21 protein-coding genes are annotated in these 25,856 nt (G+C 71.4%); 10 read left to right on the forward strand and 11 right to left on the reverse strand.

What is annotated here, in order from left to right; all coding sequences use genetic code 11:
- Positions 1 to 37: 37 nt before the first annotated feature.
- From ACFQVC_RS14740 to ACFQVC_RS14775, 8 genes are all read right to left on the reverse strand, one after another.
- Positions 38 to 1,534 carry a hypothetical protein gene (locus ACFQVC_RS14740; protein WP_381830835.1) on the reverse strand — a complete coding sequence of 499 codons (1,497 nt, stop codon included), beginning with the start codon at positions 1,532 to 1,534 and terminating at the stop codon, positions 38 to 40.
- A 269-nt stretch (positions 1,535 to 1,803) separates the two neighbouring features.
- Positions 1,804 to 2,820 carry an N-acetylglucosamine kinase gene (locus tag ACFQVC_RS14745; protein ID WP_381830836.1) on the reverse strand — a complete coding sequence of 339 codons (1,017 nt, stop codon included), beginning with the start codon at positions 2,818 to 2,820 and terminating at the stop codon, positions 1,804 to 1,806.
- Positions 2,817 to 4,082 (reverse strand): 6-phospho-beta-glucosidase, encoded by a 1,266-nt coding sequence (locus ACFQVC_RS14750; RefSeq protein WP_381830837.1) that lies wholly within the window; start codon positions 4,080 to 4,082, stop codon positions 2,817 to 2,819. The genes ACFQVC_RS14745 and ACFQVC_RS14750 overlap by 4 nt, the downstream gene beginning before the upstream one ends.
- Positions 4,083 to 4,131: 49 nt before the next feature.
- On the reverse strand, positions 4,132 to 5,055 hold the full coding sequence (locus tag ACFQVC_RS14755) for a carbohydrate ABC transporter permease (protein WP_381831051.1): 924 nt from the start codon (positions 5,053 to 5,055) through the stop codon (positions 4,132 to 4,134).
- Positions 4,959 to 5,903, reverse strand: coding sequence for a carbohydrate ABC transporter permease (locus ACFQVC_RS14760; RefSeq protein ID WP_381830838.1), 945 nt, complete (start codon positions 5,901 to 5,903; stop codon positions 4,959 to 4,961). Before ACFQVC_RS14760 ends, ACFQVC_RS14755 begins: the two co-directional genes overlap by 97 nt.
- A 19-nt stretch (positions 5,904 to 5,922) precedes the next feature.
- A complete protein-coding gene (locus ACFQVC_RS14765) occupies positions 5,923 to 7,251 on the reverse strand; it encodes an ABC transporter substrate-binding protein (RefSeq protein ID WP_381830839.1) in 1,329 nt (442 codons plus the stop codon).
- Between the two features lie 61 nt (positions 7,252 to 7,312).
- Positions 7,313 to 8,554, reverse strand: coding sequence for an ROK family transcriptional regulator (locus ACFQVC_RS14770; RefSeq protein ID WP_381830840.1), 1,242 nt, complete (start codon positions 8,552 to 8,554; stop codon positions 7,313 to 7,315).
- Positions 8,555 to 8,735: 181 nt separating this feature from the next.
- Positions 8,736 to 9,272 (reverse strand): HNH endonuclease, encoded by a 537-nt coding sequence (locus ACFQVC_RS14775; protein ID WP_381830841.1) that lies wholly within the window; start codon positions 9,270 to 9,272, stop codon positions 8,736 to 8,738.
- Between the two features lie 252 nt (positions 9,273 to 9,524).
- On the opposite strand from ACFQVC_RS14775, the gene ACFQVC_RS14780 reads away from it, so the two are divergent.
- Positions 9,525 to 10,607 (forward strand): mechanosensitive ion channel family protein, encoded by a 1,083-nt coding sequence (locus ACFQVC_RS14780; RefSeq protein WP_381830842.1) that lies wholly within the window; start codon positions 9,525 to 9,527, stop codon positions 10,605 to 10,607.
- 109 nt (positions 10,608 to 10,716) lie between these two features.
- Here the strand turns inward: ACFQVC_RS14780 and ACFQVC_RS14785 are convergent, their stop codons facing one another.
- A complete protein-coding gene (locus ACFQVC_RS14785) occupies positions 10,717 to 13,716 on the reverse strand; it encodes a beta-N-acetylglucosaminidase domain-containing protein (RefSeq protein WP_381831052.1) in 3,000 nt (999 codons plus the stop codon).
- A gap of 313 nt (positions 13,717 to 14,029) precedes the next feature.
- Here ACFQVC_RS14785 and ACFQVC_RS14790 point away from each other — a divergent pair, with 313 nt between their 5' ends.
- The 3 genes from ACFQVC_RS14790 to ACFQVC_RS14800 all read left to right on the forward strand — a co-directional run bounded on the left by ACFQVC_RS14790 (position 14,030) and on the right by ACFQVC_RS14800 (position 16,933).
- A complete protein-coding gene (locus tag ACFQVC_RS14790) occupies positions 14,030 to 14,299 on the forward strand; it encodes a hypothetical protein (protein WP_381830843.1) in 270 nt (89 codons plus the stop codon).
- Positions 14,300 to 14,547: 248 nt separating this feature from the next.
- On the forward strand, positions 14,548 to 16,587 hold the full coding sequence (gene malQ, locus ACFQVC_RS14795; RefSeq protein WP_381830844.1) for a 4-alpha-glucanotransferase: 2,040 nt from the start codon (positions 14,548 to 14,550) through the stop codon (positions 16,585 to 16,587).
- A gap of 106 nt (positions 16,588 to 16,693) precedes the next feature.
- The gene (locus ACFQVC_RS14800; protein WP_381830845.1) at positions 16,694 to 16,933 is read left to right on the forward strand and encodes a hypothetical protein; all 240 of its coding nucleotides are present in this window, start codon (positions 16,694 to 16,696) and stop codon (positions 16,931 to 16,933) included.
- A gap of 136 nt (positions 16,934 to 17,069) precedes the next feature.
- On the opposite strand, the gene ACFQVC_RS14805 is transcribed toward ACFQVC_RS14800, so the two are convergent.
- Positions 17,070 to 17,597: a MarR family winged helix-turn-helix transcriptional regulator gene (locus ACFQVC_RS14805; RefSeq protein ID WP_381831053.1), complete on the reverse strand. Its 528-nt coding sequence runs from the start codon at positions 17,595 to 17,597 to the stop codon at positions 17,070 to 17,072.
- Between the two features lie 213 nt (positions 17,598 to 17,810).
- On the opposite strand from ACFQVC_RS14805, the gene ACFQVC_RS14810 reads away from it, so the two are divergent.
- From ACFQVC_RS14810 to ACFQVC_RS14820, 3 genes are all read left to right on the forward strand, one after another.
- Positions 17,811 to 18,779, forward strand: a complete 969-nt coding sequence (locus tag ACFQVC_RS14810; protein ID WP_381830846.1) for an EamA family transporter — start codon at positions 17,811 to 17,813, stop codon at positions 18,777 to 18,779.
- A gap of 95 nt (positions 18,780 to 18,874) precedes the next feature.
- Entirely contained in the window at positions 18,875 to 19,870 is a 996-nt protein-coding gene (locus tag ACFQVC_RS14815; RefSeq protein ID WP_381830847.1) for a DMT family transporter, read from the forward strand.
- A 120-nt stretch (positions 19,871 to 19,990) separates the two neighbouring features.
- A complete protein-coding gene (locus ACFQVC_RS14820) occupies positions 19,991 to 20,902 on the forward strand; it encodes a LysR family transcriptional regulator (RefSeq protein WP_381830848.1) in 912 nt (303 codons plus the stop codon).
- A 123-nt stretch (positions 20,903 to 21,025) separates the two neighbouring features.
- Here ACFQVC_RS14820 and pdxR read toward each other — a convergent pair whose 3' ends face one another.
- Complete coding sequence (pdxR, locus tag ACFQVC_RS14825) at positions 21,026 to 22,582, reverse strand: MocR-like pyridoxine biosynthesis transcription factor PdxR (RefSeq protein WP_381830849.1); 1,557 nt, start codon at positions 22,580 to 22,582, stop codon at positions 21,026 to 21,028.
- Between the two features lie 37 nt (positions 22,583 to 22,619).
- On the opposite strand from pdxR, the gene ACFQVC_RS14830 reads away from it, so the two are divergent.
- From ACFQVC_RS14830 to ACFQVC_RS14840, 3 genes are all read left to right on the forward strand, one after another.
- On the forward strand, positions 22,620 to 23,234 hold the full coding sequence (locus tag ACFQVC_RS14830; protein ID WP_381831054.1) for a LysE family translocator: 615 nt from the start codon (positions 22,620 to 22,622) through the stop codon (positions 23,232 to 23,234).
- Positions 23,235 to 23,378: 144 nt separating this feature from the next.
- Positions 23,379 to 24,509: a selina-4(15),7(11)-diene synthase gene (locus tag ACFQVC_RS14835; RefSeq protein WP_381830850.1), complete on the forward strand. Its 1,131-nt coding sequence runs from the start codon at positions 23,379 to 23,381 to the stop codon at positions 24,507 to 24,509.
- The gene (locus ACFQVC_RS14840; RefSeq protein ID WP_381830851.1) at positions 24,499 to 25,839 is read left to right on the forward strand and encodes a cytochrome P450; all 1,341 of its coding nucleotides are present in this window, start codon (positions 24,499 to 24,501) and stop codon (positions 25,837 to 25,839) included. Before ACFQVC_RS14835 ends, ACFQVC_RS14840 begins: the two co-directional genes overlap by 11 nt.
- The last annotated feature ends 17 nt before the right edge of the window (positions 25,840 to 25,856 follow it).

Below are 25,856 nucleotides of genomic sequence, written 5' to 3' on the forward strand. Positions count from 1 at the left end.
TCGCCCCCACTCACCCTCACCGGTGCCTCGCCCCCTCTCACCGGTACTCCGAAAGCCTGCGTCCGATGCCGAGTACGGCGCCCGCCGCGCCGAGCACGGCGAGTGCCGCCGCGCCGACGGGCAGGCCCGTCATGGCGCCCAGGCCGTCCTCGGCAGCTCCCCTGAAGTCCTGCTGTTCATGCTTCACGGCCTTCGACAGGGCCTTGTCGGCCCGGTCGAAGTACTCGCCGGTGGGGTGCTCTTCCGGCTTGCCGTCCTCCGGCTTGTCGCCGTTCGCCTTGCCGTCGCCGATGACGCGCTCGAGCGCCTTTTCGTACTCCCCTTGTGTATCGGCGTCACGGGCGGCCTTGTGGCGTTTCTTCCATTCCTCTACGGCTTTCATCGCGTCGTCGAGCGGGGTGCGGCCCTCGCGGTCGTCGGCGTAGTGCATCGCCTCGCCCAGGGAGCCCATACCGCTCCGGTCGGTGCCGCCGTCGCCGAGTGCCTTCATCTGCTTGCGGTAGTCGACGTCGTACTGGTCCTCGCCCGCCTGCGGCCGGCCCTCGGGGACGGTGACCGCGCCGCGCGCGACCAGGGTCAGGTTCTCGTTGCTGCGGGCCTGGAGGGTGCTGATCCGGGCGTCGTTGAGGACGTTCAGGGAACGGATGCCGTTGTCGTACGAGTCGGACAGGGCCGTGAACGCCACGGTGTGGCCGGCGAGCAGCCAGAGCAGGACCGCGGCGGCCGTGGCCGTGGCGGTGACCAGGCCTGGGTTGAACACCCGGTGGGTACGGCGGTAGTTGCGGCGCTGGGCCCAGACGAGGACGGCGAGCACGAGCAGGCCGAGGCCGATGGCCGCCCACGGGTAGGACTTGGCGTCGTCGTAGTCGGCGCCGAGGCGGGACTTCTCCGCGGCGTAGAGCTTCTCGGCGGCGGGCAGCATCTGCGTCTGCATCAGGTCGTTGGCGTTACGCAGATAGGCGCCGCCCAGGGGCAGGCCCTGGCGGTTGTAGGTGCGGGCCGCCTCGATCCGCTCGGCGTACTCCGGCAGCAGGCCGTTCAGCTTCGCTATCTGGGCGCCCGCGGTGGCGGAGCCCTTGCTGTTCGCGGCGGCGGTGGCGAGCTTCTCCGCGGCCATCGCGATGTCGTCCTCGTACCGCTTGCGGACGTCCGCGGGCTCCTCGCCGCCGACCAGGAAGCCGCCGGCCGCCGCGGTGTTGGCGTCGGCCAGGGAGCGGTAGATGACCGCGGCGTCCGCGCTCAGGGGCTGGCTGCGGTGCAGTACGTCGTCGGCGGCGGCGGTGCGCTCGGACATCTGCCAGGCGGTGACGGCGCCGAACGCGATGACGAGCGCGGCCAGTACGGCGCCGATGATGCGCAGCCTGCCGGGCTCCGTGATCGCCGCCGCGCGCAGCCGGTCGAGGGCCTCGGCGAAGGCGGTGCGGCGCTGCGGGAGCGCGGCGGGCGGTGTGGCGGGGGAGCCGGGCGTCTGGTGCGGCAGCGACGACGCGGGGTGCGCGGTCGGAGCCGCGCTGCCGGTCTGCGGATGTGTCACCTGTTGACCTCCCCCGTGGTCATCCGACGGTCGCCCGCTCCCCGTTGGCGAGGGGAAAGGGCGCTCGGCCGTCCAGTATGGCCGCAGGGACGGACATCGACACCGGCGTTTCCTGGATCTTGTATGTATTGAGCCCTCGGTCATCGGTGCGGGCGCAGCGTAGTACATGCTCCGCGCACCGCCCCCTGCCCTTCTATACGCGATCGGGGCCTGTTCGGTTCCCGTTCCCCCGGAGTTACGCCCCGTCAGGGCCCTGAGTCCGCCTCTTCTCAGTGCCCTGGGTCCGCCTCCTCGAAGAACGAGCGCACGCGCGCGTGCACCTCCGTTCCTGCCCCTGTCCGGTCGAGCCCCAGCAGTGCGGCGCCCAGGACCGGGCGGGCCGCCACGACGCGGGCCTCGGCCTTGGGTGCGCGCTCCGCGAGGAGGGCGCGGACGCGGTCGTCGAGGCCGGGGTGGCCCGCCGTCAGGACGGAGCCGCCCAGGAGTACCGGGACCGCCTCGTCGAGCAGGCCGAGCCGGGTGAGGGCGACCGCGGCCATCGAGACGACCTCCGTGGCGAGCCGGTCGATGAGGGCACGCGCCACCGGATCGCCCGCGGCCGCGGTGGCGAACAGCACCGGCGTCAGCTCATGGCGCCGCGCGGGGGCGATCCGGCCCAGGTGCAGGGCCTCGATCAGGGCGTACATGGACGGCAGGCCGAAGTGCGCGGGCAGGGTGCGGGCGAGCTCCGTGGGGCCGCCGCGGCCGTCCTCCGCGCGGGCCGCGTGCCACAGCGCCTCCTCCGAGAGGCCCCAGCCGCCGCCCCAGTCGCCGGAGATCCGGCCGACGGCGGGGAAGCGGGCGGTGCGTCCGTCGGGCGTCATGCCCACGCAGTTGATGCCCGCGCCGCACACCACCGCGACCCCGAGCGGCCGGTCGACGCCCGCGCGCAGCAGGGCGAAGGTGTCATTGCGTACGTCGACGTCGTGCCCCCAGGCCCGTGCCCGCAGCGCCGCCGCCAACTCCTCTTCCTCCACCGGCAGATCGGCGTTGGCGAGGCAGGCGGAGACATGCTCCACACGGTCGGTCCCGGCGTCCCCGAGTGCGCGCCCGACGGCCTCCGCGAGGACGTCGACGGCCGCCTCGACGCCCACTTTCGGCGGCTGGAATCCGCCACCGCGCGTGCTGGCGGCCACCCGCCCGTCGGCCGTGACGACCGCGACGTCGGTCTTGCTGTTCCCCGCGTCGATCGCGAGGACGGTCCCCCTGACCGCCTCCGTACCCGCCCCCGTGGCGGTCCGCGTCATGCCCACGCGAGGTGCTCCCGGTTGTGCGCGAGCAGCCGGTCCGTGAGGTCGTCCGCGTAGGCGTACTGGCCGATCAGGGGGTGTGCGAGCAGGGCCTTGAAGACCCGGTCGCGGCCGCCGCGCAGCGCCGCCTCCAGGGCCAGCTCCTCGTACGCCGTCACATCGGCGATCAACCCCCGGTACAGCGGGTCGAGTTCGCGCACCGGCAGCGGGTGGGCGCCGTGGGCGTCGACGGTGGCCTGCACCTCGATCACCGCGTCGTCGGGCAGGAACGGCAGGGTGCCCCGGTTGTGGGCGTTCACCACTTGGTGACGGCTGCCGCCGCTGCCTATGAGGGAAGCGGTGAGGTCGACGGCGGCCTCCGAGTAGAAGGCGCCGCCGCGCTTGGCGAGCAGTTCGGGCTTCGAGTCGAGCGCCGGGTCCGCGTACAGCTCCAGCAACTCCCGCTCCATCGCCGCCACTTCCGCGGCCCTCGACGGCTTCGTGGCGAGTTCGCGGACGACCTCGTCGTGGGCGTAGAAGTAGCGCAGGTAGTACGAGGGCACCACGCCCAGGCGGTCCAGGAGGGTGCGCGGCAGGTGCAGGCTGTCGGCGATGGTGTCGCCGTGCTCGGCGAGCAGCCCGGGCAGCAGGTCCTGGCCGTCGGGGCCGCCGAGGCGTACCCCCGTCTCCCAGGTGAGGTGATTGAGGCCGACGTGGTCGAGGAAGATCTGCGCCGGGTCGACCTGGAGCGCGGCGGCGAAGCGGCGCTGGAAGCCGATGGCCACGTTGCACAGGCCGACCGCTTTGTGGCCGGCCTGCAGCAGGGCGCGGGTGACGATGCCCACCGGGTTGGTGAAGTCGATGATCCAGGCGTCGGGGTTGGCGCGGCGCACCCGTTCGGCGATGTCGAGGACCACGGGCACGGTGCGCAGCGCCTTCGCGAGGCCGCCCGCGCCGGTGGTCTCCTGGCCGACGCAGCCGCACTCCAGGGGCCAGGTCTCGTCCTGGTTCCTGGCGGCCTGGCCGCCGACGCGCAGCTGCAGCAGCACGGCGTCGGCGCCGTCGACGGCGGCGTCCAGGTCGGCGGTGGTGACGACGCGCCCCGGGTGGCCCTGCTTGGCGAAGATCCGCCGGGCCAGGCCGCCGACGAGTTCGAGACGGTCCGCGGCCGGGTCGACGAGAACGAGCTCGCTGACCGGCAGGACGTCCCTGAGCCGGGCGAAGCCGTCGACGAGTTCGGGCGTGTAGGTGGAACCGCCGCCTACTACTGCCAGTTTCATGGGGAGTTGAGCCTTTCTCAGCCGGGTGCGGGGGCCGCCTTGGCGGCGGTCAGCCTTTGACGCCGGTCAGGGTGACGCCTTCGACGAATGCCTTCTGGGCGAAGAAGAACAGGACGATGACGGGCGCCATGACGAGGACGGTCGCGGCCATCGTCAGATTCCAGTCGGTGTGGTGGGCGCCCTTGAACGACTCAAGGCCGTAACTGAGTGTCCAGGCACCGGGGTTCTCGGACGCGTAGATCTGCGGGCCGAAGTAGTCGTTCCAGCAGTAGAAGAACTGGAACAGCGCGACGGCCGCGATACCCGGCTTGGCCATGGGCAGAACGACGCGGATCAGCGCGCGGAACTCACCGCACCCGTCCACCCGCGCCGAGTCCAGGTATTCGTCGGGGATGGTCAGCAGGAACTGCCGGAGCAGGAAGATGGAGAAGGCATCGCCGAACGCCATCGGAATGATCAGCGGCCACAGCGTGCCGCCGAAGTCGAGCTGCTTCACCCAGAACAGATACATCGGGATGATGACGACCTGCGGCGGCAGCATCATCATCGAGATGACGAGCATCAGCGACAAGTGCCGGCCGCGGAAGCGGAACTTGGCGAGCGCATAAGCCACCGGGATCGACGACACGACCGTGAGCAGGGTGCCGAGTCCCGCGTAGAGAAGTGAGTTCTTCCACCAGGTGAGGAATCCGGGGGTGTCGAAGACCTTCAGGTAGTTGCCGAACTCCCAGGTGTCGGGGGTGAGATCGCGGGTGAGTGCCTGCTGGTCGCTCATCAGCGAGGTGAGTACGACGAAGACGAAGGGCAGCACGAAGAAGAGCGCCGCGGCGACACCGACGGCGTGTACGCCGACCCAGTGGAGCAGCTGTTTGCGGTTCATCGTCCACCCGCCCCGAGGAGCCCGCCGCGGCGCCGCATGAGGAGCGCGGTGAAGGCCATGGCGAGGGCGAAGAGCACCAGGGCGACCACACAGGCGGAGCCGTAGTCGAAGCGCTGGAAGCCCAGGTTGTAGACGAGCTGGGGGAGGGTCAGCGTGGATTTCTCCGGATATCCGGGCTCGAATTGCTGGCCCGCGCCGCCGATGATTCCGGAGGCCACCTTCGAGGCGACGATGGGCTGGGTGTAGTACTGCATGGTCTGGATGACTCCGGTGACCACGGCGAAGAGCACGATCGGCGAGATATTCGGCAGCGTCACGAAGCGGAACCGCTGCCGGGCGTTCGCCCCGTCCAGCTCGGCCGCTTCGTACTGCTCTTTGGGTACGTCGAGAAGCGCGGCCAGGAAGATCACCATCAGATCGCCGATACCCCAGACCGCGAGCATCGTCAGGGCGGGCTTGGACCAGCCGGGCTCGGTGAACCAGCCGGGCGCCGCGATGCCCATGCCTTCGAGTGCGCTGTTGACCGGCCCCGTACCGGGATTGAGCAGAAAGACAAAGGCAAGGGTCGCGGCCACCGGCGGCGCGAGATAGGGCAGATAGAAGAGGGTGCGGAAGAATCCCGCCCCGGTCTTGATCTTTGTGATGAGCAGTCCGACGCCGAGCCCGAACACCACCCGGCAGGTCACCATCACCAGGACCAGCCACAGGGTGTTGCGCAGGGCGGGCCAGAACATGGTGTAACTGCCGAAGACATACGACCAGTTGGTGGTCGCGTTCCAGGTGGGCGACCCGAATCCGTCGTACTTCATGAACGAGAAGTAGACGGTCGAGAGCAGCGGATACGCGAAGAAGACGGCGAATCCGATCAGCCAGGGCGACAGAAAGGCCACCGTGCGAAGCGCACTGCGGGTGCGCTTCGCACGCAGGGTGTACGTGGTCATGGTGCGCGCCGCCCCGCCCCTACTTGGCCTGGGCGATATCGGTGTCGATCTCCTCGGCGGTCTTTTCCAGGCCCGCCTGGATGTCCTGCACCGCTCCCTTTTCGACCTCGTAGCCGAAGTTCTGCAGCGACATCTGATAGGTGATGCCGTTGACCGCGCCGTCACTGGTGTTGGAGTCGGGGTGCTGCGCGATGTCCAGGAAGGTCTTGAAGCGCGGGTCGAACTTCAGCTTCGGGGACTTCAGGGCGGCGAGCGTGGAGGGCACGTTCTTGATGGAGTTGGCGAACTCCACCACCGCGTCGGTGTCGGTGGTCATGTACTTCACCAGTTCCCAGGCGGCGTTCTGCTTGGTGCTCGCCGGGGCGATTCCCATGATGGTGCCGGACAGATAGCCCTTGCCGTAGGTGTCGAGCTGGTCCTTCGGTACCGGCAGCGGGGCGACCCCGATCTCGAATCCGGGTTTCGTGGCCTCCGCCATGCCGAGCCGCCACTCGCCGTCCAGCTGCATGGCCACCTGGCCGGTGTGGAAGGGATGCTTGGCGCCCCACTCGTCACCGAAGGTCTTCTGGTACTTCTCCAGCTTCGCGTAGCCGCCGAGCTTCTTCACCAGATTCCGCTGCCAGGTGTACATCTCCTTGAAGGCGGGGTCCTTGGCGATATTGGACTTGCCGTCCTTCGTGAAGTACGTGGGGCTCCACTGCGAGATGTAGTGCGAGGGCACCGTCTCGTAGCCGTGGTAGTTCGGCATGAAGCCGAGCTGTTTGTAGCTGCCGCCCTTGTGCTCGGTGAGTTTGGCGGCGGCCTTGTCGAACTCCTCCCAGGTCTTGGGCGGCGCCTTGATGCCGGCCTTCTTGAAGGCGTCCTTGTTGTAGTAGAGGCCGTACGCGTCGCTCAGGAGCGGCAGTGCGCAGCGCTTGCCCTCGAACTGGGTGTAGTCGAGCAGCGGCTTGGAGAAGGTCTTCTCCAGGTCGATCCCCGATTTCTCGATGAACGGCTCCAGATCGGCGAAGGCGCCGGACGAGCAGAACTTGCCGACATTGGCCGTGGTGAACGACGACACCACGTCGGGGCCCTTCGAACCGCCCGCCCGCAGCGCCTGGTTGAGCTTCTCGTCGTTGATGCCGCTGACGACCTTCACCTTGATGTTCGGGTGCTTCTTCTCGAAGCGTGCGATGTTCTCGTCGATGGCCTTCACTTCGGCCGGGGCCGTCCAGCCGTGCCAGAAGGTGATGGTCGCCTTCGCCTTCGGGTCGTCCGTCGCCCCGCTGTCGGACGAGCCGACGCAGGCGGTGGCGAGGACCGATATCGAGGCCGTGGCGGCGGCGAGCGTAAGCCTGTTTCTGCGCATGACGATGTCTCCCTCGGCGGGGGTAACAGGGTTTCGGGGCTGACAGGGATTTACGGCACTTTCAGCGGGAGGTGTCGAACACTTCGTCGCGGGTGTCGGCGAGCGCGCTCTCCAACGCCCCGCGCAGGACCGGGTGTTCGCGCACCTCGCCGAGGACGAGCCGGGGCCGGGATGCGGCGAGCTCGGCCAGCTCGGACTGGATCAGGGCGCGCAGTGGTTCACCGCCCGCGCAGGTCACGCCGCCGGACAGGACGATGAGTTCGGGGTCGAGCACCGCGACGACGGCGGCGAGACCGGTGGCGATGCGCTGGGCGGTGCCGCGAAGGAGTTCCCGCAGCCGCTCGTCACCGCTGTCGTCGTCGGCGGCCCGCCGCAGGAGCGCGGCGGCGGTCTCGGCGTAGGGCTGCTCGGGGGTGGTGATGCCGAGCGACTTGGCGATCCGGGGCACGGACTGGGCGCCGGCCAGCTCCTGGAAGCCGCCGCTGTTGGCCTTGGTGACCTGCCGGACGAGCGGCGTCCCCGGCACGGGCAGAAACCCGAGCTCTCCGGCGCCGCCCGTCCAGCCCCGGTGCAGACGTCCGCCGATGACGAGCGCCGCACCGATCCCCTCCTGGTTCCAGAGGAGTACGAAGTCCTCGTGCTCGCGGGCGGCTCCCAGGCGCTGCTCGGCGACGGCGGCGAGATTGACGTCGTTCTCGTACTCGACCGGCATCGGCAGCGCGGCCGCCAGATCGTCAAGGAGGTCGGGGGCGTGCCAGCCGGGCAGATGGCTGGCGTACCGCAGTCGTCCGGTGCCCGGGTCGAAGGCGCCCGGGGTGGCGATGACCACGCGGTGCAGCTCGGCGCGGGTGAGCCCGGCGGCCTTCACGGCGCCGTCGAGGGCGTCGAGCACCTGGCGTACGACACCGTGGCCGCTGCGGCCAGGGGTGCGCAGCTCGAAGCGGCCGGCCTCGGCGCCGGTGATGTCGGCGACGGCGGCGAGGATGCGTTCGGGGGTGACATCGAGGGCGGCGACGTGTGCGGCGCCCGCGTTCACGGCGTACAGCTGGGCGTTCGGCCCGGGGCGGCCCTCGCTGGTGCCGGTCGCCACGACCAGGCCCGCGGCTTCGAGCCGGGCGAGCAGCTGGGACGCGGTGGGCTTGGAGAGGCCGGTCAGATGGCCGATCCTCGTGCGCGAGAGGGGGCCGTGCGCGAGCAGGAGGTCGAGCGCGGCCCGGTCGTTCATGGCCCGCAGCACCCGTGGTGTGCCGGGGGTACCGGGGGTACCGGGGGTACCGGGTGTGCCGGGGGGTGTACCCGCCATGACGTGCTCCTCCGTGACCCTTGACCCGCACTGTTAGGAAGGTTTCCTATCGCGTGCGAGGAACGTAGCAGCGCACGTCAGGGCGGAGTCAAGAGGTCGTGGTGGAAACCGGGAAACTGGGTGCGGAGGAGGGCGGTGCCGAAGGCGAGGGGTGAAGGTGGGCGTAGAAAAACCCGGCTCGTCAGGCGGAGATGCCGTCGATCCGGGCCATCGCGTCGTCCGCGCCGAACGGCTGCAAGTACGGCAGCCAGCGCGGGTCCCTATGCCCGGTCCCGATGATGCGCCAGGCCAGACCGGTGGGCGGCGCCGGTTTGTGGCGCAGTCTCCAGCCCAGCTCCAGCAGATGCCGGTCCGCCTTCACGTGGTTGCAGCGGCGGCATGACGCCACCACGTTCTCCCAGGCGTGCTGGCCGCCGCGGCTGCGCGGGATGACGTGGTCGACGCTGGTTGCGACGCCACCGCAGTACATGCACCGGCCGCCGTCGCGGGCGAAGAGCGCACGCCGTGTCAACGGGACGGGCCCGCGGTAGGGGACCCTCACGAAGCGCTTGAGCCGGACCACGCTGGGTGCGGGGATGGTGCGGGTCGCGCTGTGCATGAAGGCGCCGGATTCCTCGAGGGAGACGGCCTTGTTCTCCAGGACGAGGACGAGCGCGCGGCGGAGCGGTACGACGCCGAGCGGCTCGTACGACGCGTTGAGGACCAGGACATGCGGCACGGGTGCCTCCTTGTACGCCGGCGGCGCGTGGCTCGCGCCGGGACGATCTGCTCTCAGTCTCCCCTCATGCCTGGTCGAAGCGCCACCATGTACCGGTAACGGGCTCGGAGTGTTTTCGACCACACCTCCTTCATCCCCAGGTGAGCACCGTCTCTCCCTCGAACATGACAACGATCCACACACAATGCCCCGTTAGTGTGGTGGGTCTGCCCGCTCGTATCCCTTATTGCGGGCAGGCCGCTACACCTGGAGGTGCCTGCCGTGTTCTTGTCCGCTGTGTCGACGTTGTCGGCCGCGGGGTCCGGGAAGGACCCCGCCGACCATCTCGACGAAGCTCAGCAGAAGGCGACGAACGCCGCGGGTTGGGTGGAGCAGAACTGGTCCGCCTGGCTCGGCATCGGACTGCGGGTGCTGCTGATCGTCGTGATCGCCACCGTCCTTCGCAGTGTGATCCGCCGCACGCTCACCAAGCTCATAGAACGGATGAACCGCGGTGCCCAGGCCGTCGACGGCACCGCGCTCGGCGGTCTGCTCGTCAACGCCGAGCGGCGCCGGCAGCGCTCCGAGGCGATCGGCTCCGTGCTCCGCTCGGTGGCCTCGTTCCTGATCATGGGCACGGCCGCGCTGATGATCCTGGGCATCTTCGAGATCAATCTGGCGCCGCTGCTCGCGAGTGCCGGTGTGGCCGGTGTGGCGCTCGGTTTCGGTGCCCGCAACCTCGTCACGGACTTCCTCTCCGGTGTCTTCATGATTTTGGAGGACCAGTACGGAGTCGGTGACTCCATCGACGCGGGCGTGGCCTCCGGCGAGGTCATCGAGGTCGGCCTGCGGGTCACGAAGCTGCGCGGCGACAACGGCGAGATCTGGTACGTGCGCAACGGCGAGGTCAAGCGGATCGGCAACCTCTCGCAGGGCTGGGCCACCGCGGGCGTCGATGTCACGGTGCCGTCCGACGAGAGCCTGACGAAGGTCCGAGAGGTCCTCTCCGAGGTCGGCGACTCCCTGAGCAAGGACGAGCCGTGGAACGAGCGGCTCTGGGGCCCGGTCGAGATCCTCGGCCTCGACGCCGTGTACCTGGACCAGATGGTCATCCGGGTCAGCGCCAAGACCATGCCGGGCAAGGCGCTCGGCGTGGAGCGCGAGCTGCGCTGGCGGATCAAGGAGGCCTTCGACGCGGCGGGCATCCGCATCGTGGGCCGGATCGCTCTCGCCGCGGAGGACGAAGAGCCGGGCGCCGCGGCCCCGGCCGTCTCCGCGCCCTCCGCGTACGCCTCGGCGACCTCACCACAGTCGATCGCGGCCTCGCCGATCACTCCGCCGAACATGTCGAAGTAGCGGGCACGTCGAAGTAGCGGGCACGTCGATGTAGCGGCCGGCGCGAAGGCGCCGGCGACGGGGAGGCCACCGCCGGGGTGCCCCTGCCGGGGCCACCGCCGGGGTGGCCCTACCGGGAGCCCCGTACCGCGTAAGCCTCCACGCCCCACAGTGAGTAGCCGAAGCGGGTGGCTCGCTTGTCGCCCTGTACGCGTACGTAGCGCACGTCCTTGGCGTCCATGCGGACCGACTCGCGGCCGCCCTTGCCGTCCTTCACGGTTGCCGCGGTGCGCCAGCGCTTGCCGTCCGTGGATACCTGGACGCGGTAGGCCGAGGCGTATGCGTCCTGCCAGTGCAGGACCACGTGGCCGAGTCGTACCGGGTGGCCGAGTTCCGCCTGCCACCAGGCGCCGTCCTCGGCCGGGGACGACCAACGCGTCTTCGGGTCGCCGTCGTTGGCGGCGTGCGCGGGGAAGTCCGCGGTCTCGTCGCCCGAAGAGGAGGCCTTCGCGGTACGGGCCAGATCGGCGCCGCCGGTGCGCGGATAGGCCCGGACGGTGAGGGTGCGGGTCTCGCCGGCGAACGCGACGGGGACCTCGTAACTGCCGGACCGGGTGCCCTCGGGGACCGTGATCTCGACGGGCACCGTCACGTCCGTACCGCGCGGCACGGTGGTTTCCGCCGGGGTGCGGACCTCGATTCCCTTGGGTGGCTCGGCCGTCAGACGGCCCTTGACCTCGCCGGGGCGGCGGGAGGAGAGCCGGGCCGTCACCTTCTGCGCGGGGCCGCCGATCTCCGCGTCGGTCTCCGTGCGGGTGAAGTCGACGGAGGCGTCGGCGCCGTCCGCGAACCAGGGCGCGACGGAGCGGATCCCGGAGCCGGTCACGCGTACCGCGTCCGCCCTCAGGCCCCGTGCCGGGGTCTCCGTCCAGCCGTCGCCGGTCAGCCGGGCGAGCGTGCGCCAGCCCTCGCCGGGGACATGGGCCGCCACCGTGCCCTCGGTGCCCGGCTCCGTCAGGGCCGTCACCGCCTCGATCGGCCGGGGCCGCTTCAGGCGCACGGTGTACGAGGAGGCGTCCTTGGTGATTTCGCCGTGCTCGTCCGCGGTGCCGGTCCAGGCCGCCGACTCGCGCTCGGCGCGGTCGAGGAACGGATCGAGGACGCCCTTGCCGACCGTGGCGTGGCCCGTGCGCAGCTCCTTGCGGGCCGCCGTGAGGGCCCGGGCGCCGGCCCATGCCTTGGCGCCGTCGCCGTCCGCCTGGGCGGTGAGCATGTCGACGGCCGCCTCGCCCGCCCTGCCGTAGCGCGCCAACTGCTCGGTCCAGGGCCCGACTTCACCGCCGAGCTCGGTGCCGCGCAGCCGGCCCGGCGTCTCGCGCAGCACCGTGAAGGCGTCGCGGAGCTTGTCGGCGGCGGCCCGCAGACGGGCCCGGTCGGTGCCCGCGCGGGCGCGCCAGAACTCCTCGGCGAGCGGGCGCAGATACGCCGATTCCTCGGCGCCGAGCACCGACGACGCGGTGTTGCCCGCCAGGGCACGGACCGCCTCACGGTCCTCGGCGCCCGCACCCGCGAGGTCGTTCACGGCGGCCTGCCAGGACTCCTGCGGGCGGTAGGCCTTGGGGTTCCAGGCGTAGTCGGCGGCGGTGAACAGGGCGATACGGGAGGCGGCCGGCTGCTCCATGGCGTTGGCGAGCAGCGCCGCGGAACCGGCGGCGACGGCGGGCTCGCGGCCCGTATAAGGGCCCAGGAAGATACGGTCCTGCGCGTAGTCGTTGACCGGGTAGTTGTCCATGGTGACCAGCGGATGCCCGAACGCCTCGCGCGCACCGGCCAGTTCACGCCCCGTAATGGTCCTCGGCACGACACCGACGCCCGTCCAGGCCACCTCCACCCGGTCGTCGAGGCCCCGCGCGAGCGCCTCGCGGTACTCGGTGTCGCCGTCCTGGAAGTACTCGGTCGGCATCAGGGACAGCGCGGCGGCGGCCTTGTGACGCTCCTTGAGGTGCGCCGCGAGGGCGTTCGTGACCTCGGTCTGCGCCCTTGCGGCCGCCTCCGGGCCCGAGCCGAAGGCGTCGGCGTCCTCGTCGCAGTGCCACTCGCTGTACGACACGTCCTGGAACTGCAGCTGGAACGCGCGGAAACCGAGCGCCCACATGGCGTCGACCTTGCGCGTGAGCGCCTTGCGGTCGTCTTCGGACGACATGCACATGGCCTGGCCGGGGGCCACCGCCCAGGTGAGCGTGACGTGGTTCTGCGCGGCGCGCTCGGCCAGGGCGCGGAAGCCGGCGCGCTGGTCGGCGGGGTAGGGCTCGCGCCAGCGTGCCTGGCGGTAGGCGTCGTCGCCGGGGGCGTACACATAGCGGTTCTGCTTGGTGCGGCCCATGAAGTCGAGCTGCGCTAGGCGCTGTTCGCGGGTCCAGGGCGTGCCGTAGAAGCCCTCGGTCAGTCCGCGCGCGCCGGTCGCGGGCCAGTCGCGGACACGGACCCCGGGCACGCGCTTGCCCCCGTCGCCCCGGCCGCCGCCTGCCTTGCCGTCCTCGCGCTCGCCGCCGCCCCTGCCGTTGCCGGCGGCACCGGTGATCAGCTGCCGCAGGGTCTGCACGGCGTGGAAGAGGCCGTCATCGCCGACGCCCGCGAGGGCGACCGTGTCACGGCCCGCGACCTGGCCGGCGGCGAGCCGGTAGCCGCCGCGCGGCAGATCGCCGCGCTCGGGCGCCTTCAGGGCGCGCAGTGCGGCCTCGGCCCCCGAACGGTCGCCGCGCGCCGCCTCTCCCGCACGCACGACCAGGCCCCGTGCGGGCAGTTCGGCGGGGTCCGCGACCTCGGTGACCCTGCGGGCGCCCGCGTCGCGAAGGACGGTGCGCAGAGCGCGTACCGCGTGCGGATCGGCGCCCTCGTCCGTGAGGAGGAACACATCCGGGCCGATCGTGACCGCGCCGCCCGTCGCCCGCACCGACTGTGGCCTCGGCCACACATCGGGCAGCGCGCCGGCGTCCTCGCGGTCCGGTGCGTCGAGCCCCGGCAGATCCGGGTCCTGCGGAGCGGCGTACGCGCCGGGCGCGGAGCCGATGAGACCGCCGATGACGGCGGCCGCGATGGCCGCCGCCCCCTTCCTGCGCCGCACCTGCACGGCTTTCCTGCCCTTCTCGTCGCGCTCGGCGACCATCCGCACACAGTGATTCCAGGGTGGAGTCGAGCCCACCACCACGGTGCTGACAGTGTCAATCCGCGGGGCCGTTGCGCCGCATTTGCCCACCGGGACACGGCGCATGTCACATCCGGTCCGGGCCCGGTGCGGCGCCTGAGATGCGGGCAGATGTCCGGGTCGTGGGCCAACTCCCGCGCCGGGAACCAAATGTGAGCAGGGACACGTTCACGGAATGCGATCCATTCCGCTGGGTAGGACTGCGATTTGACCCTGCCGCCCACCGAAGGAGGCCCTCGTGGCCGCATCGGCACAGCTTCTGCTCGACGCCCTCTCCAAACGCCCGGAGCTGCGCGACCTGCCGGACATCTCCCTGGTGTCCGACCCTGACAGCGGGTTGCTCGGCTCCTGCTCCTGCGGCTGCATCGAGCAGCCCCTCACCAGCGAACCGCCCCTCGCCGACGCCGCCCCCCTCACCAGCGAGCCTCCCCTCGCCGACGCCGCGCCTCTGACCAGCGAGCCCACGGCGACCGGCACAGCCGCGGGCATGGACTTCTCGGCCTACTGAGCCCCGAGAACCGAGCCCCGAGAACCGAGCCCCGAGCGCTCCGCGGGACCGGCGCATGCGGAGCCCTGCCGCGCGGCACCTCCTCAAGGCGCCCTGAGCGCACTGAGAGCCGCGTATGCGCTGAGAGCGCTGAGAGCCTCGTACAGCCGTACGAGCCGTACGAGCCGTACGAGCCGTACGCACCGAGAGCGCTGAGACAGCCTGAGACACCCTGACCAGAAGACTCAAGAAGACTTCGGGGGTTCCGGATGACCCTGGCCCGCCTCGCCGAGCTGTACGGCGTCGCCACCTCGTACTCTCCGGCGCCCGGTCACACCGTCCAGGCCCCCCGGTCCGCCGTCGTCGCGGTTCTGGCCGCCCTCGGTGCCGACGCGTCGGACCCGGCGTCGCTCGCCGAGTCCCTGGCCCGCGCCGAGGCGGCCCGCCGCGAGCGGCTGCTTCCGCCGACCGTCGTGCAGTGGGCGGACGGTGAGCCCGCCTTCCTGGCCGGGCTCCCGTCCGGCACCCGCCTGCGGATCGACACGGAGCAGGGCGACACGCTCCAGGACCCCGGCGGGCCCCCACTGCCGCTCGGTGTGCACGCCCTGCACGCCGAGGCGCCCGACGGCCGCAGCGCCGACGCCCGTCTGGTCGTCGCGCCCGCCCGCGTCCCCGCCCCGCGGGGCCGCGCGCACGGCCTGCTCGTGCAGCTCTACTCCCTGCTGTCCGGCCGCTCCTGGGGCATGGGCGACCTCGGTGACCTCGCCGACCTCGCGGCCTGGTCGGGGCGGGCCGTGGACGCCGACTTCATCCAGATCAATCCGCTGCACGCGGCCGTGCCGGGACCGCCCACCGACCCCTCGCCCTACCGGCCTTCGTCCCGGCGCTTCCCCGACCCCGTCCATCTGCGGATAGCGGAGATACCCGAGTACGCCCACCTCGCGCCGCAGGACCGCGAGCGCGCCCAGGAGCTGCTCGACCGCGCGGCCCGGCTGCGTGAGGCCGTGCTGCACAAGGGCGCGCTGATCGACCGGGACGCGGTGTGGGAGCTCAAGGCCCGGGCCCTGGAGCTGATCCGCGCCGTCCCGCTCACCCCCGGACGCCGCGCCGCCTACTGCGAGTTCCTCGCCGCGGAGGGCGAGGAGCTCGAGGCGCACGCCACTTGGTGCGCACTCGCCGAGCTGCACGGCGGCGACTGGCACGCCTGGCCGCCCGCCCTGCGCGACCCGAAGTCACCCGAAGTGGCGCGCGCCCGCGGCGAGTTGATGGAGCGGATCGACTTTTACTGCTGGCTCGCCTGGCTCACCGACGCCCAGCTCGGCGCCGCCCAACGCGCCGCCGTCGAAGCGGGCATGGACATCGGCCTGGTGCACGACCTCGCCGTCGGCGTGCACCCCGGCGGCGCGGACACCTGGGCGCAGCAGGAGTTCCACGCCGCGCGCATGTCGCTCGGCGCGCCCCCCGACGCCTTCAACACCCGCGGCCAGGACTGGGGTCTGCCTCCCTGGCGCCCCGACGCCCTGGCCGCCTCCGGGTACGCGCCCTACCGCAGTCTGCTGCGCGCCCTGCTGCGGCACGCGGGCGCCCTGCGCATCGACCATGTGATGGGCCTGTTCCGGCTCTGGTGGGTCCCCGAGGGGCATCCGCCCACCGAGGGCACCTATGTGCGGTACGACGCCGAGGCGATGCTCGCGATCCTCACCCTGGAGGCACACCGCGCGGGCGCCCTCGTCATAGGCGAGGACCTCGGCACCGTGGAGAGCGGGGTGCGCGAGGCACTGGCGCGGCGCGGAGTGCTCGGCACCTCGGTCCTCTGGTTCGAACGCGACTGGGAGGGCGACGGACTGCCGCTGCCGCCCGAGCACTGGCGCGCCGCGTGTCTGGCCACCGCCACCACGCACGACCTGCCGTCCACGGCGGCCCGGCTGACCGGCGACGACGTCAGGCTCCGGCACCGCCTGGGTCTCCTCGACCGCCCCTTCGATGTGGCGGAGGCCGAGGACGCCGCGGAGGCGGGGGAGTGGCTGGCGCTGCTCGCCAGGCGCGGGCTGCTCCCGGGTGGCCCGGGTGACGAGGAGGAGGAGATCCGCTCGGTCTACCGCTTCCTGTGCGCCACCCCGGCCCGCATGGTCGGCGTCTGGCTGCCGGACGCGGTCGGCGACCGGCGCCCGCAGAACCTGCCCGGCACCTGGGACGAATACCCGAACTGGCGCTTGCCCGTCGCCGACGCGACCGGGCACCCCGTCTCCCTGGAGGAGCTCACGCTCTCGCCGCGTCTGCACGCCCTGTTCGCTGCCCTGCGCGGCTGAGGTCGCGGCGCTCGCGGCCGAGATCGCTGCCCTGCGCGGCTGAGCCTGTGCCCCGTACGGGCACCCCGGGCGCGCGGCTCGTTCACGCATTCGCTACGTTGGCACCGTGGACAAGAAGAACGCACTGCGGGCCGGCGCCGTGGCGGCCGGTACGACGCTGATGATGCTGCTCATGTCTTCCCCCGCGCTCGCGCTGACGCGTGACGACGGCGACGACCCGGGCCCCGGCCTGAGCGTGATGGAGACCCTCGGCCTGTATGTCGTGGCGCCGATCGTGCTCTTCCTGGTGATCGCGGGCCTCGTGGTGGCCGGCGACAAGTCCCGCAAGCAGCAGAAGCAGGGCTGACGCCCGCGCTTTTCCGTGCTCTTACGCGAGGGCGCGGCCGCCGGTCACCGGCGGCCGCGCCCTCGTTGTGTCCTCGGACGTTCCGTTCCCGGGAGCCGGTGTCCTCGGGTGTCGGTGTCCTCAGGTGCCGCTGTCCTCAGGCCCGCGTGACGCCCCCGAGCAGGGTGCGAAGGAGCGCGGAGAGCTGCTCGACCTGCTCGTCGTCGAGGACGGACATCAACTCCTGCCGTACGTCGAGCCCGGCGACCACCGCCTTGTCCACGAGCTCCAGTCCTGTGCCGGTCAGGGTGACCTGCAGACCGCGCCGGTCGTGCGGGTCGGGTGAGCGGCGCAGCAGCCCGGCGCGCTCCAGCTTGTCGAGGCGGCCCGTCATCCCGCCCGTGGTGAGCATCAGGGTCGCCGAGAGCTGCCGAGGGGAGAGCGTGTACGGCTCCCCGGCGCGGCGCAGGGTCGCGAGCACGTCGAACTCGCCGCGGGAGATGCCGAATCGGGCGTACGTCTTCTCCATGTGACCGCTGACGGCCTGGGCGATGCGGTGGACCCGCCCGAAGACCTCCATCACGCGTACGTCGAGTTCGGGCCTGACGCTGTGCCACTGCCCGATGATCGCGTCGACGGCATCCGGGGCCGCCGCCTTCTCCGCCGCCTTCTCCGTCGGCTCCATCGGCTCCGTCGGCCGCTCGGGCTGCGCGCTCGGCTGCTCGGTCGGCTCGGGACTCCGGCTTCGGCTCATGCGGCCCAGTATCGGCGGGAACAAGGCTCCTTGCAAGAAAGTTGCTTACGAGCAAGCCACTTGCACATAAGTAGCTTAACGCTAAGCTACTTAGCGCCGACCCTTCCGCAAGGGGGTGGCCTTACCTCAAGGAGCGTTCCTGCCATGAACCGCGCCGCCACCATCGCCCTCGCCGCGCTCGCTCCCGTCTCCTGGGGCACCACCTACGCGGTGACCACCGAATTCCTGCCGCCCGACCGCCCGTTGTTCACCGGACTGATGCGCGCCCTGCCCGCCGGGCTCGTGCTTCTCGCCGTCGCGAGGGTGCTGCCGCGCGGGGTGTGGTGGGGGAAGGCGGCGGCGCTCGGGGCCCTCAACATCGGGGCGTTCTTCCCGCTGCTCTTCCTCGCCGCGTACCGGCTGCCCGGCGGTCTCGCGGCCGTGTTCGGGTCGGTGGGGCCGCTGTTCGCCGTGGGGCTCGCCGCCCTGGTGCTCGGGGAGCGGATCACGGTCCGCCGGGTCCTGACGGCCGTCGCGGCGGCCTTCGGTGTCAGCCTCGTCGTCCTGAAGGCGGCCGGCGCGCTCGACCTCGTCGGTGTCGTCGCGGCCCTGGCCGGGACGGCCTCGATGTCCGCCGGGACGGTTCTCACCAAGCGCTGGGGCCGCCCCGACGGAGTGGGGCCGCTGGCCATGACCGGCTGGCAGCTGACCGCGGGCGGCCTGCTGATAGCGCCGCTCGCCCTGCTCGTGGAGGGCCCGCCGCCCGTGCTCGACGGCCGCAACGTCGCGGGCTATGTCTACCTCGCCCTGATCAACACGGCGGTCGGCTACTGGCTCTGGTTCCGCGGCATCGGTGCGCTCAGTGCCACCCAGGTCACCTTCCTCGGCCCGCTGTCCCCGGTGACCGCGGCCGTCATCGGCTGGGCGGCCCTCGGCGAGGTGCTCACCCCGGTCCAACTGCTCGGCATGGTCGTCGCGTTCGGGGCGACGGTCGCGGGCCAGCTGACACCGGTGTCGCTCCGTTCGTCGTCCGGTTCACCGTCCCGTGCATCGTTCAGTCAATCGTTCAGCTCAACTGAACAGAACATCCAAAAGTTTTCGATGGACCTAAGTAAGGAGTCGGTGCGACGGTAGGTCCCGTAAGCGATCAAGCCGCTCCGAAAGAGCGGCACACAGCCCCCGTAAGGGCAGCTCAGCAGCCCCTTCGGGGAGAAGGAAAAGGGATACGAATGGCAGTCCTCGACCGAGTCCACAGCAGCGAGGCGAGCGCGGCGGCCGAACGGGCCGAGCGCGAGACGGCCCGGGCGACGAAGGTGAAGCAGGCCTCCGGCCTCGGCCTCGTCCTCGCCGCACTCGCCACCGTGGTCTGGTCGGGCAGCTTCGTCACCTCCCGCGCCCTCGCCGAGAGCGTTCCGCCCATCCAGCACGCCTTCTGGCGCTGGATCATCGCCATCGCCGCCGTCGCGCCGTTCGCGGCCCGCGAGGCCTGGCGGCAGCGGGCCCTGCTCCGCCGCCACCTGCCCTATCTGCTGCTCGCCTCGCTGCTCGGCGTCACCGTCTACAACACCCTCGTCAACCAGGCCGGTATCTCCACCCCCGCCGGGAACATGGGCATGATCATGGCCGCGTCGCCCGTGGTGATGGCCCTCTACGAGCGCCTCAGCGGCACCCGGCTCGGCGTCCGCAGGATCACCGGCATGCTCATCGCCTGCGTCGGGGTGCTGCTGCTCGTCGGTGACGGATCGCTCGCCGTGGACTTCGGCGCGGGCGATCTGTGGATGCTCGCCGCGATGCTCTCCTTCGCCTCCTACAGCGCGCTGCTCCGCCGTAAGCCCGCCGAAATCGGCGGCCTGGCCTTTCTGTTCAGCACCTTTGTGCTCGGTGCGCTGATGCTGTCCCCGGCGTACGCCGTGAGCCTCGCCGTCCAGGGCGGCTTCGAGGCCACCCCGGCCACGGTCTCGCCCCTGCTGTACGTCGGAGTCGTCTCATCGGCCGTGGCGTTCTTCGCCTGGAACAAGGCCATCTCCCTGATCGGCGCCGCCCGCGCCGGAGTCATCTACTACATGCAGCCCGTCTGCGTCGCGCTCCTCTCCTTCGCCGTCCTCGGTGAGTCGACCGGAGTCATGCAGGTGGTGTGCATGGCGCTGATCCTCGGCGGTGTCGTCCTGGGCGCGGCCCGCGGAAAGCAGTCAGGACCCGAGGCCGGGAAGCCGACCAGGGTCTGAGGCCGGAAACCGTCCCGGGCCTGCGGTACGGGGGTCCTGAGGTGCCGGGCGGTGCGCCCCTCCCCACCAGCGGGGAGGGGCGCACCTTTTGTCGTGCGGGAGGCGGATAAGTTGCCGGGTATGACCGAGTGGGACATCAAGAAGCTGCAGATCCTGCGGACGCTGAAGGAGCGGGGCACCGTGACGGCGACCGCCCAGGCGCTGCTCATGACCCCGTCCGCGGTGTCCCAGCAACTGTCCAACCTGGCCAGGCAGGTCGGCGTCCCGCTCCTGGAGGCGCAGGGGCGGCGGGTGCGGCTCACCGACGCGGCGCATCTCGTCCTGCGGCACGCCGAGGCCGTCTTCGCCCAACTGGAGCTCGCCGACGCCGAGTTGGCGGGGTATGTGCGAGGCGAGGCCGGGGAGGTGCGGGTCGGGGCGTTCTCCACCGCCGTGCCCGCGCTCGTCGTGCCCGCCGTACGGCAGCTGCGGGCGGCGGCGCCCGGAATCGAGGTGCGGGTACGGGAGGCCGAGGCGGCCGAGGCGTACGAACTGCTCTCGGGCGGCGAAGTGGATCTGGCGCTCTCGCTCGCCGCGCACGCGCCCACGGCCCGCGACCCCAAGTTCACCAGGGTGCCGCTGCTCGCCGACCCCCTGGACGTGGCGCTGCCGGTCGGGCATCCGCTGGCCGGCGAGGGCCGGCTGCGGCTCGCGGACCTCTCCGGGGAGCAGTGGATCTTCGGCGGCAGCGGGCCCTGGTCGGAGATCACGCTCGCCGCGTGCGAGGCGGCGGGGTTCGTGCCCGAGCAGGCGCACAGCGCCGCCGGGTGGACCGCGATCATGGCGATGGTCGAGGCCGGTATGGGCGTCGCCCTCGTGCCGAGGATGGCGGCCGTACGCAGGGTGGGCGTGGCCATGTGTGTCCTCGACGGCGACCAGCCGCGGCGGCATGTGGTGGCCGCGGTGCGCAAGGGGGCGGAGGCGGGCCCGTCGGTGGCCCGGGTCCTGGACGCACTCCGGGACGCTGCGGGGGCTCTGGGGCGGGAGGAGTAGGACCCCGCCGTACGGGGCTTGCCTCCTGCAGGGGGGCGGCGCGTGGGCGTCAGAGGGCCCCGCAGGGATGCCGACGGCGCGTGGACGTCAGAGGGCTCCCGCAAGGGCCCCGGTGAGTGGGCGTCAGAGCGCCTTGCCGAGGAGTCCGATCCCCTCCGTGATCGCGGCCGTCGGCGTGGCCGCGTACCCGAGGAGCAGTCCGGGTGCGCCCGGGCGCTGGGTGTGCCAGGACAACGGGTGGGTCTTGACGCCCCGTTCGAGGGCCGCGGCGGCGAGCTCCGTGTCGGGCCGTGTGGAGTCGAAGGTGATCGTCACATGCAGGCCCGCCGCCGCACCGTGCACCGTGGCCCCCGGCAGCTGGGTGCGGACCGCCGTCACCATCGCGTCCCTGCGCCGCCGGTGGCGCCCGCGCACCAGCCTCAAGTGGCGTTCCAGGGCGCCCGATTCGAGGAGCCGGGCGAGCACCAGCTGGGGCAGGGTGGCATTGCCGAGGTCGGCGAAGCGCTTGGCCTCGATCAGCGCGTCACGGTATTTCGGGGGCGCGAGCAGCCAGCCCACGCGCAGGGCGGGAGCCAGGAGCTTGGAGACGCTGCCCGCGTACAGCACCCGCTCAGGGAGCATCGGGCGCAGCGCCGGTACCGGCGGCCGGTCGTAGCGGTGCTCGGCGTCGTAGTCGTCCTCGAAGACCAGTACGCCCGAGTCGGCGGCCCAGCGCAGGAGTTCGCGGCGGCGTCCGCCGGCGAGCACCACACCCATCGGGAACTGGTGCGCGGGCGTGAGCAGGACGGCCGGGGCGCCGAGGTCCCGCAGCGCGTCCACGCGCAGCCCCTCTGCGTCCACCGGCACGGGCGGGGTGGTCAGGCCGCCGGCCTGCAGATGCTGGCGTACGCCGAGTGAGCCCGGGTCCTCCATGGCCATGGTGGAGATCCCGTCGGCGCGCAGCACCCGGGCGGTCAGGTCGAGGGCCTGGGCGGTGCCGGCGACGATCAGGATCTCGTCCGGGTCGGCGCTGATCCCCCGGTTCAGGGCCAGCCAGGTGGCGACGGCGCGGCGCAACTCCGGTGTGCCGCGCGGATCTCCGTAGCCGAGGCCCGCGGACGGAAGGTCCCCGAGGACGGCCCGTTCGGCGCGCAGCCAGGCCGTACGGGGAAAGGCGGTGAGGTCGGGGCGGCCGGGGGAGAGGTCGATCCGGGCCGGTGCGTTCCGGATCACGTCCCAGATGTCCGGGGTGGCGGCGGACAGGGCCGGCGCGGGCGCCGTCGACGGGGGCGCCGCCGAAGCGGGTGCCGGACGCGGGACCGCCGTGGCCCCGGCCGGTGCCGCCACCACGACTGTGCCGCCCCGGCCGCGCCCGGCGAGCCGGCCGTCCTCGGTCAGACGGCGGTAGGCCTCGGTGACGACGCCGCGGGAGACCCGCAGTTCGGTGGCGAGCGCCCGGGTGGCGGGCAGGCGGCTGCCGACCGGCAGGCGTCCGTCGGCGACCGCGCGCCGCAGCTCTCTGGTGAGCCAGTCGGCCAGGCCCCCCGGCGGGGCGTCGGCGGCGTCGAGCTGGAGGAAGTCGGCGGTGCCCGGGGAGTGTGGTCCTGTGGCCTGCGGCGTTGGCGCGGTGACCGCCGACGTCGGCGCGGTGGCCGCTGAGGTTATGGACCTCTCGGACGGGCTCTCATTGGATCTGTCCACCGGACCATTCTGGAACGAGAGTTGCGGCATGTTCTCGCTGACTCCCGAATTCCTGCTGACCTCCCTGATCATGTGTGTCACCCCCGGCACCGGCGTCCTGTTCACCATGGCCGCCGGACTCGCCCGCGGCGCACGGGCGTCGGCGGTGGCCGCGGTCGCCTGCACGCTCGGTGTCGTACCGCACATGCTCGCGGCGATCACCGGACTCGCGGCCCTCCTGCACACCAGCGCCCTCGCGTTCCAGATCCTCAAGTACGCGGGAGTGGCCTACCTCTTGTACATGGCGGTGAGCACCCTGCGGGACAAGGGCGCCCTGACCGTGGCGGACGAGCGGCCCGGGGCGGCGCCGCCCTCGGTGGCGAAGGTGCTGGTCTCCGGAGTGCTGATCAATCTCCTCAACCCCAAGCTCACCCTGTTCTTCTTCGCCTTCCTGCCGCAGTTCCTAGTGCCGGGCGAGCCGGGCGCGCTGCTGCGGATGACGGGGCTCAGCCTGGTGTTCATGCTGATGACGCTCCTTGTGTTCCTCGCGTACGGAGCGTTCGCCGCGGCCCTGCGCCGTCATGTCATCTCCCGTCCGGCCGTACTGACATGGCTGCGCCGGACGTTCGCCGTGGCCTTCACGGCGCTGGGAGCGCGCCTGGCGTTCTCCTAGACCCTTTGGTGACGGCCGGTTCTGATCGGGTGTCAGAGTTCTTCACATCCTGCACAACTTCCGGATTCAATCACCGGATACGATGCGAGACGCCTTGATCAACATGGGGCGTGGGTCGTGCCCCGCGACGAGAGTGAGTCCTCAGTGGGGTCCCAACTGGCCGTACCGCCCATCTACTCGCCGTTCGAGGCGGCGATCCACCCCCGCCATGTGGTGATCGACCAGCGCACCGCAGCCTGGGCCGAGACATTCCGCATCGGCTCCGACGAACTGCGCGGCAGGCTCGTCTCGCACGACATAGGCGGGTTCTCCGCTCGCATACTGCCCGAGGGCCGCGAGGAGGTCGTCTCGCTGCTCTCGGACTTCGTCCTGTGGCTGTTCGGTGTGGACGACGGCCACTGCGAGGAAGGCGAACTGGGGCGCAGACCAGGTGAGTTGTCCGGATATCTGCAACGGCTGCTGCGCATAGCCCAGAACCCCGAGTCCCCGATGCTGCTCGACGACCCGCTGGCCGACGGCCTGCGCGATCTGCGGCGCAGGGTCGACCGCCATGGCACCCCCGGTCAGGCGGCGCGCTGGGTGGACGCCCTGCGGGAGTACTTCTTCTCCGTGGTGTGGGAGGCCGCCCACCGCACCGCGGGCACCGTGCCCGACCTCAACGACTACACCCTGATGCGGCTCTACGACGGTGCCACCTCCGTCGTCCTGCCGCTCCTGGAGATGGGGTACGGCTATGAACTGCAGCCCCACGAACGGGACCGCACCGCGGTGCGCGCGGCGGCCGAGATGGCGTCCTTCATCATCACCTGGGACAACGACATCTTCTCGTACCACAAGGAGGCCAGCGGCGACGGCTTCTACCTCAACGCGCTGCGGGTCCTGGAGCGTGAGCACGGCCTCGGCTCCGTGGCCGCACTCGACCTGGCGATCTCGCAGCGGGACCGGGTGACCAACCTGTTCCTGCGGCTGTGCGAGCGGCTGCGCGCGGAGGGCAGCCCCCAGCTGCGTCAGTACCTCGACAGCCTGGGCACCTTCATCAGGGGCGCTCAGGACTGGGGGGTCAGCTCGGTGCGCTACACGACACCGGAGGACCCCGCCGACATCCCCTCGGCCTTCCGCGACACCCCGATCGACCCCGGTGTAGGGCCTCTTGACATTCCCGCGGTGGCCTGGTGGTGGGGGCTCGTGCCCGACGCACCCACCCCCGCCCTGGCGAACTCCGGGGCGGATTCCATGGCGACCCCTATGGCGAAGGAGCCGACCGTTGTCCGTTGAGCTGCGTGCCGTCCCCCGCGCGCACGGCGCGCTGCCCGTGCTCGGGCATGTCCTCAAACTGTGGCGGGATCCGCTGGGTTTCCTGAAGTCACTGCGCTCCACCGGTGAGTTGGTCCGGGTCGACCTCGGCACCATGCCCATGTACGTGGCCACCACGGCCGGGCTCGTGCAGGAGATCACCGTCAAGAAGGCCCGCAGCTTCGAGAAGGGCCGCCTCTACGACCGGGTACGCCCCCTCGTCGGCGACGGGCTCGCCACCGCGAGCGGTGATATCCACCGCAGGCACCGGCGCCTGATGCAGCCCATGTTCCACAAGGAGCGCATCTCCTGGTACTCCGAGGTGATGAGCAGCCGCGCCATGGCGCTCGCCGAGTCCTGGACCGACGGGCAGGAACTCGCGGTCGAGCAGGCGATGGGCGAGTACGCCATCGAGACCCTGGCGGAGACCATGTTCTCCACGGACATCGGCCGGCCCGCGGTGGCCGCCGTACGCCGCAATCTGCCGGTGATCCTGAAGAACATGCTGATACGCGCGGCCTCGCCCAAGCTCTTCGACCGGCTGCCGATCCGGCCCAACCGCGACTTCGACGCGGCCTCGCAGAGCATGCGCGAGGTCATCGACGAGGTCATCGCCGGCACCCGCCGCTCCGGTGACACGAGCCGACCGGATCTGCTGTCCGTGCTGCTCGACGCGCGCGACGCGGACACCGGTGCGGCGCTGACCGACGCCGAGGTGCGCGATGAACTCGTCACCATCCTGTTCGCCGGCACCGAGACCACGGCGTCCACGCTGTCCTGGACCTTCCATGAGCTGGCCCGCCACCCCGACGTGGAGAAGCAGCTGGTCGCCGAGATCGACGAGGTGATCGGCGACCGGCAGGTCACCATCGAGGACATCCCCCGGCTGCCCGCCATCCGGCGCGTGCTCGACGAGGTGATCCGGCTGTACGGCGTGACGCTCCTGATGCGCCGTACGACGGAAGAGGTCGAACTCGGCGGCGTGAGCGTGCCGCCCGGCACGGAGATCGCCTTCAGCCTCTACGCCCTGCACCGCGACCCGGAACTGTACGAGAACGCCGATGAGTTCGACCCCGACCGGTGGCTGCCCGAGCGCCGGGCCGCGATCGGGCGTGAGGAGTTCGTGCCCTTCGGCTCGGGCAACCGCAAATGCATCGGGGATGTCTTCGCGTGGACCGAGGCCACCATCGCCCTGGCGACGATCCTGCGCCGCTGGCAGCTGCGGCCGCTGCCCGGCCATGAGCCGAAGGCGGCGGCATCGGCGATGGCACACCCCGATCACGTACCGATGCGCGTGGTGGCCAGGGCCTGAGTGAAGGAGGGCCCGGC

The organism is Streptomyces monticola (assembly GCF_042665355.1).
Lineage (GTDB): Bacteria > Actinomycetota > Actinomycetes > Streptomycetales > Streptomycetaceae > Streptomyces > Streptomyces monticola.

What these genes read in the sequence shown, in the direction of transcription:
- ACFQVC_RS14765 (WP_381830839.1), bottom strand. Translation starts at nt 7,251, where the DNA reads ATGCGCAGAAACAGGCTTACGCTCGCCGCCGCCACGGCCTCGATATCG.
- ACFQVC_RS14770 (WP_381830840.1), bottom strand. Translation starts at nt 8,554, where the DNA reads ATGGCGGGTACACCCCCCGGCACACCCGGTACCCCCGGTACCCCCGGT.
- ACFQVC_RS14760 (WP_381830838.1), bottom strand. Translation starts at nt 5,903, where the DNA reads ATGACCACGTACACCCTGCGTGCGAAGCGCACCCGCAGTGCGCTTCGC.
- ACFQVC_RS14810 (WP_381830846.1), top strand. Translation starts at nt 17,811, where the DNA reads ATGAACCGCGCCGCCACCATCGCCCTCGCCGCGCTCGCTCCCGTCTCC.
- malQ (WP_381830844.1), top strand. Translation starts at nt 14,548, where the DNA reads ATGACCCTGGCCCGCCTCGCCGAGCTGTACGGCGTCGCCACCTCGTAC.
- ACFQVC_RS14750 (WP_381830837.1), bottom strand. Translation starts at nt 4,082, where the DNA reads ATGAAACTGGCAGTAGTAGGCGGCGGTTCCACCTACACGCCCGAACTC.
- ACFQVC_RS14815 (WP_381830847.1), top strand. Translation starts at nt 18,875, where the DNA reads ATGGCAGTCCTCGACCGAGTCCACAGCAGCGAGGCGAGCGCGGCGGCC.
- ACFQVC_RS14805 (WP_381831053.1), bottom strand. Translation starts at nt 17,597, where the DNA reads ATGGAGCCGACGGAGAAGGCGGCGGAGAAGGCGGCGGCCCCGGATGCC.
- ACFQVC_RS14820 (WP_381830848.1), top strand. Translation starts at nt 19,991, where the DNA reads ATGACCGAGTGGGACATCAAGAAGCTGCAGATCCTGCGGACGCTGAAG.
- ACFQVC_RS14745 (WP_381830836.1), bottom strand. Translation starts at nt 2,820, where the DNA reads ATGACGCGGACCGCCACGGGGGCGGGTACGGAGGCGGTCAGGGGGACC.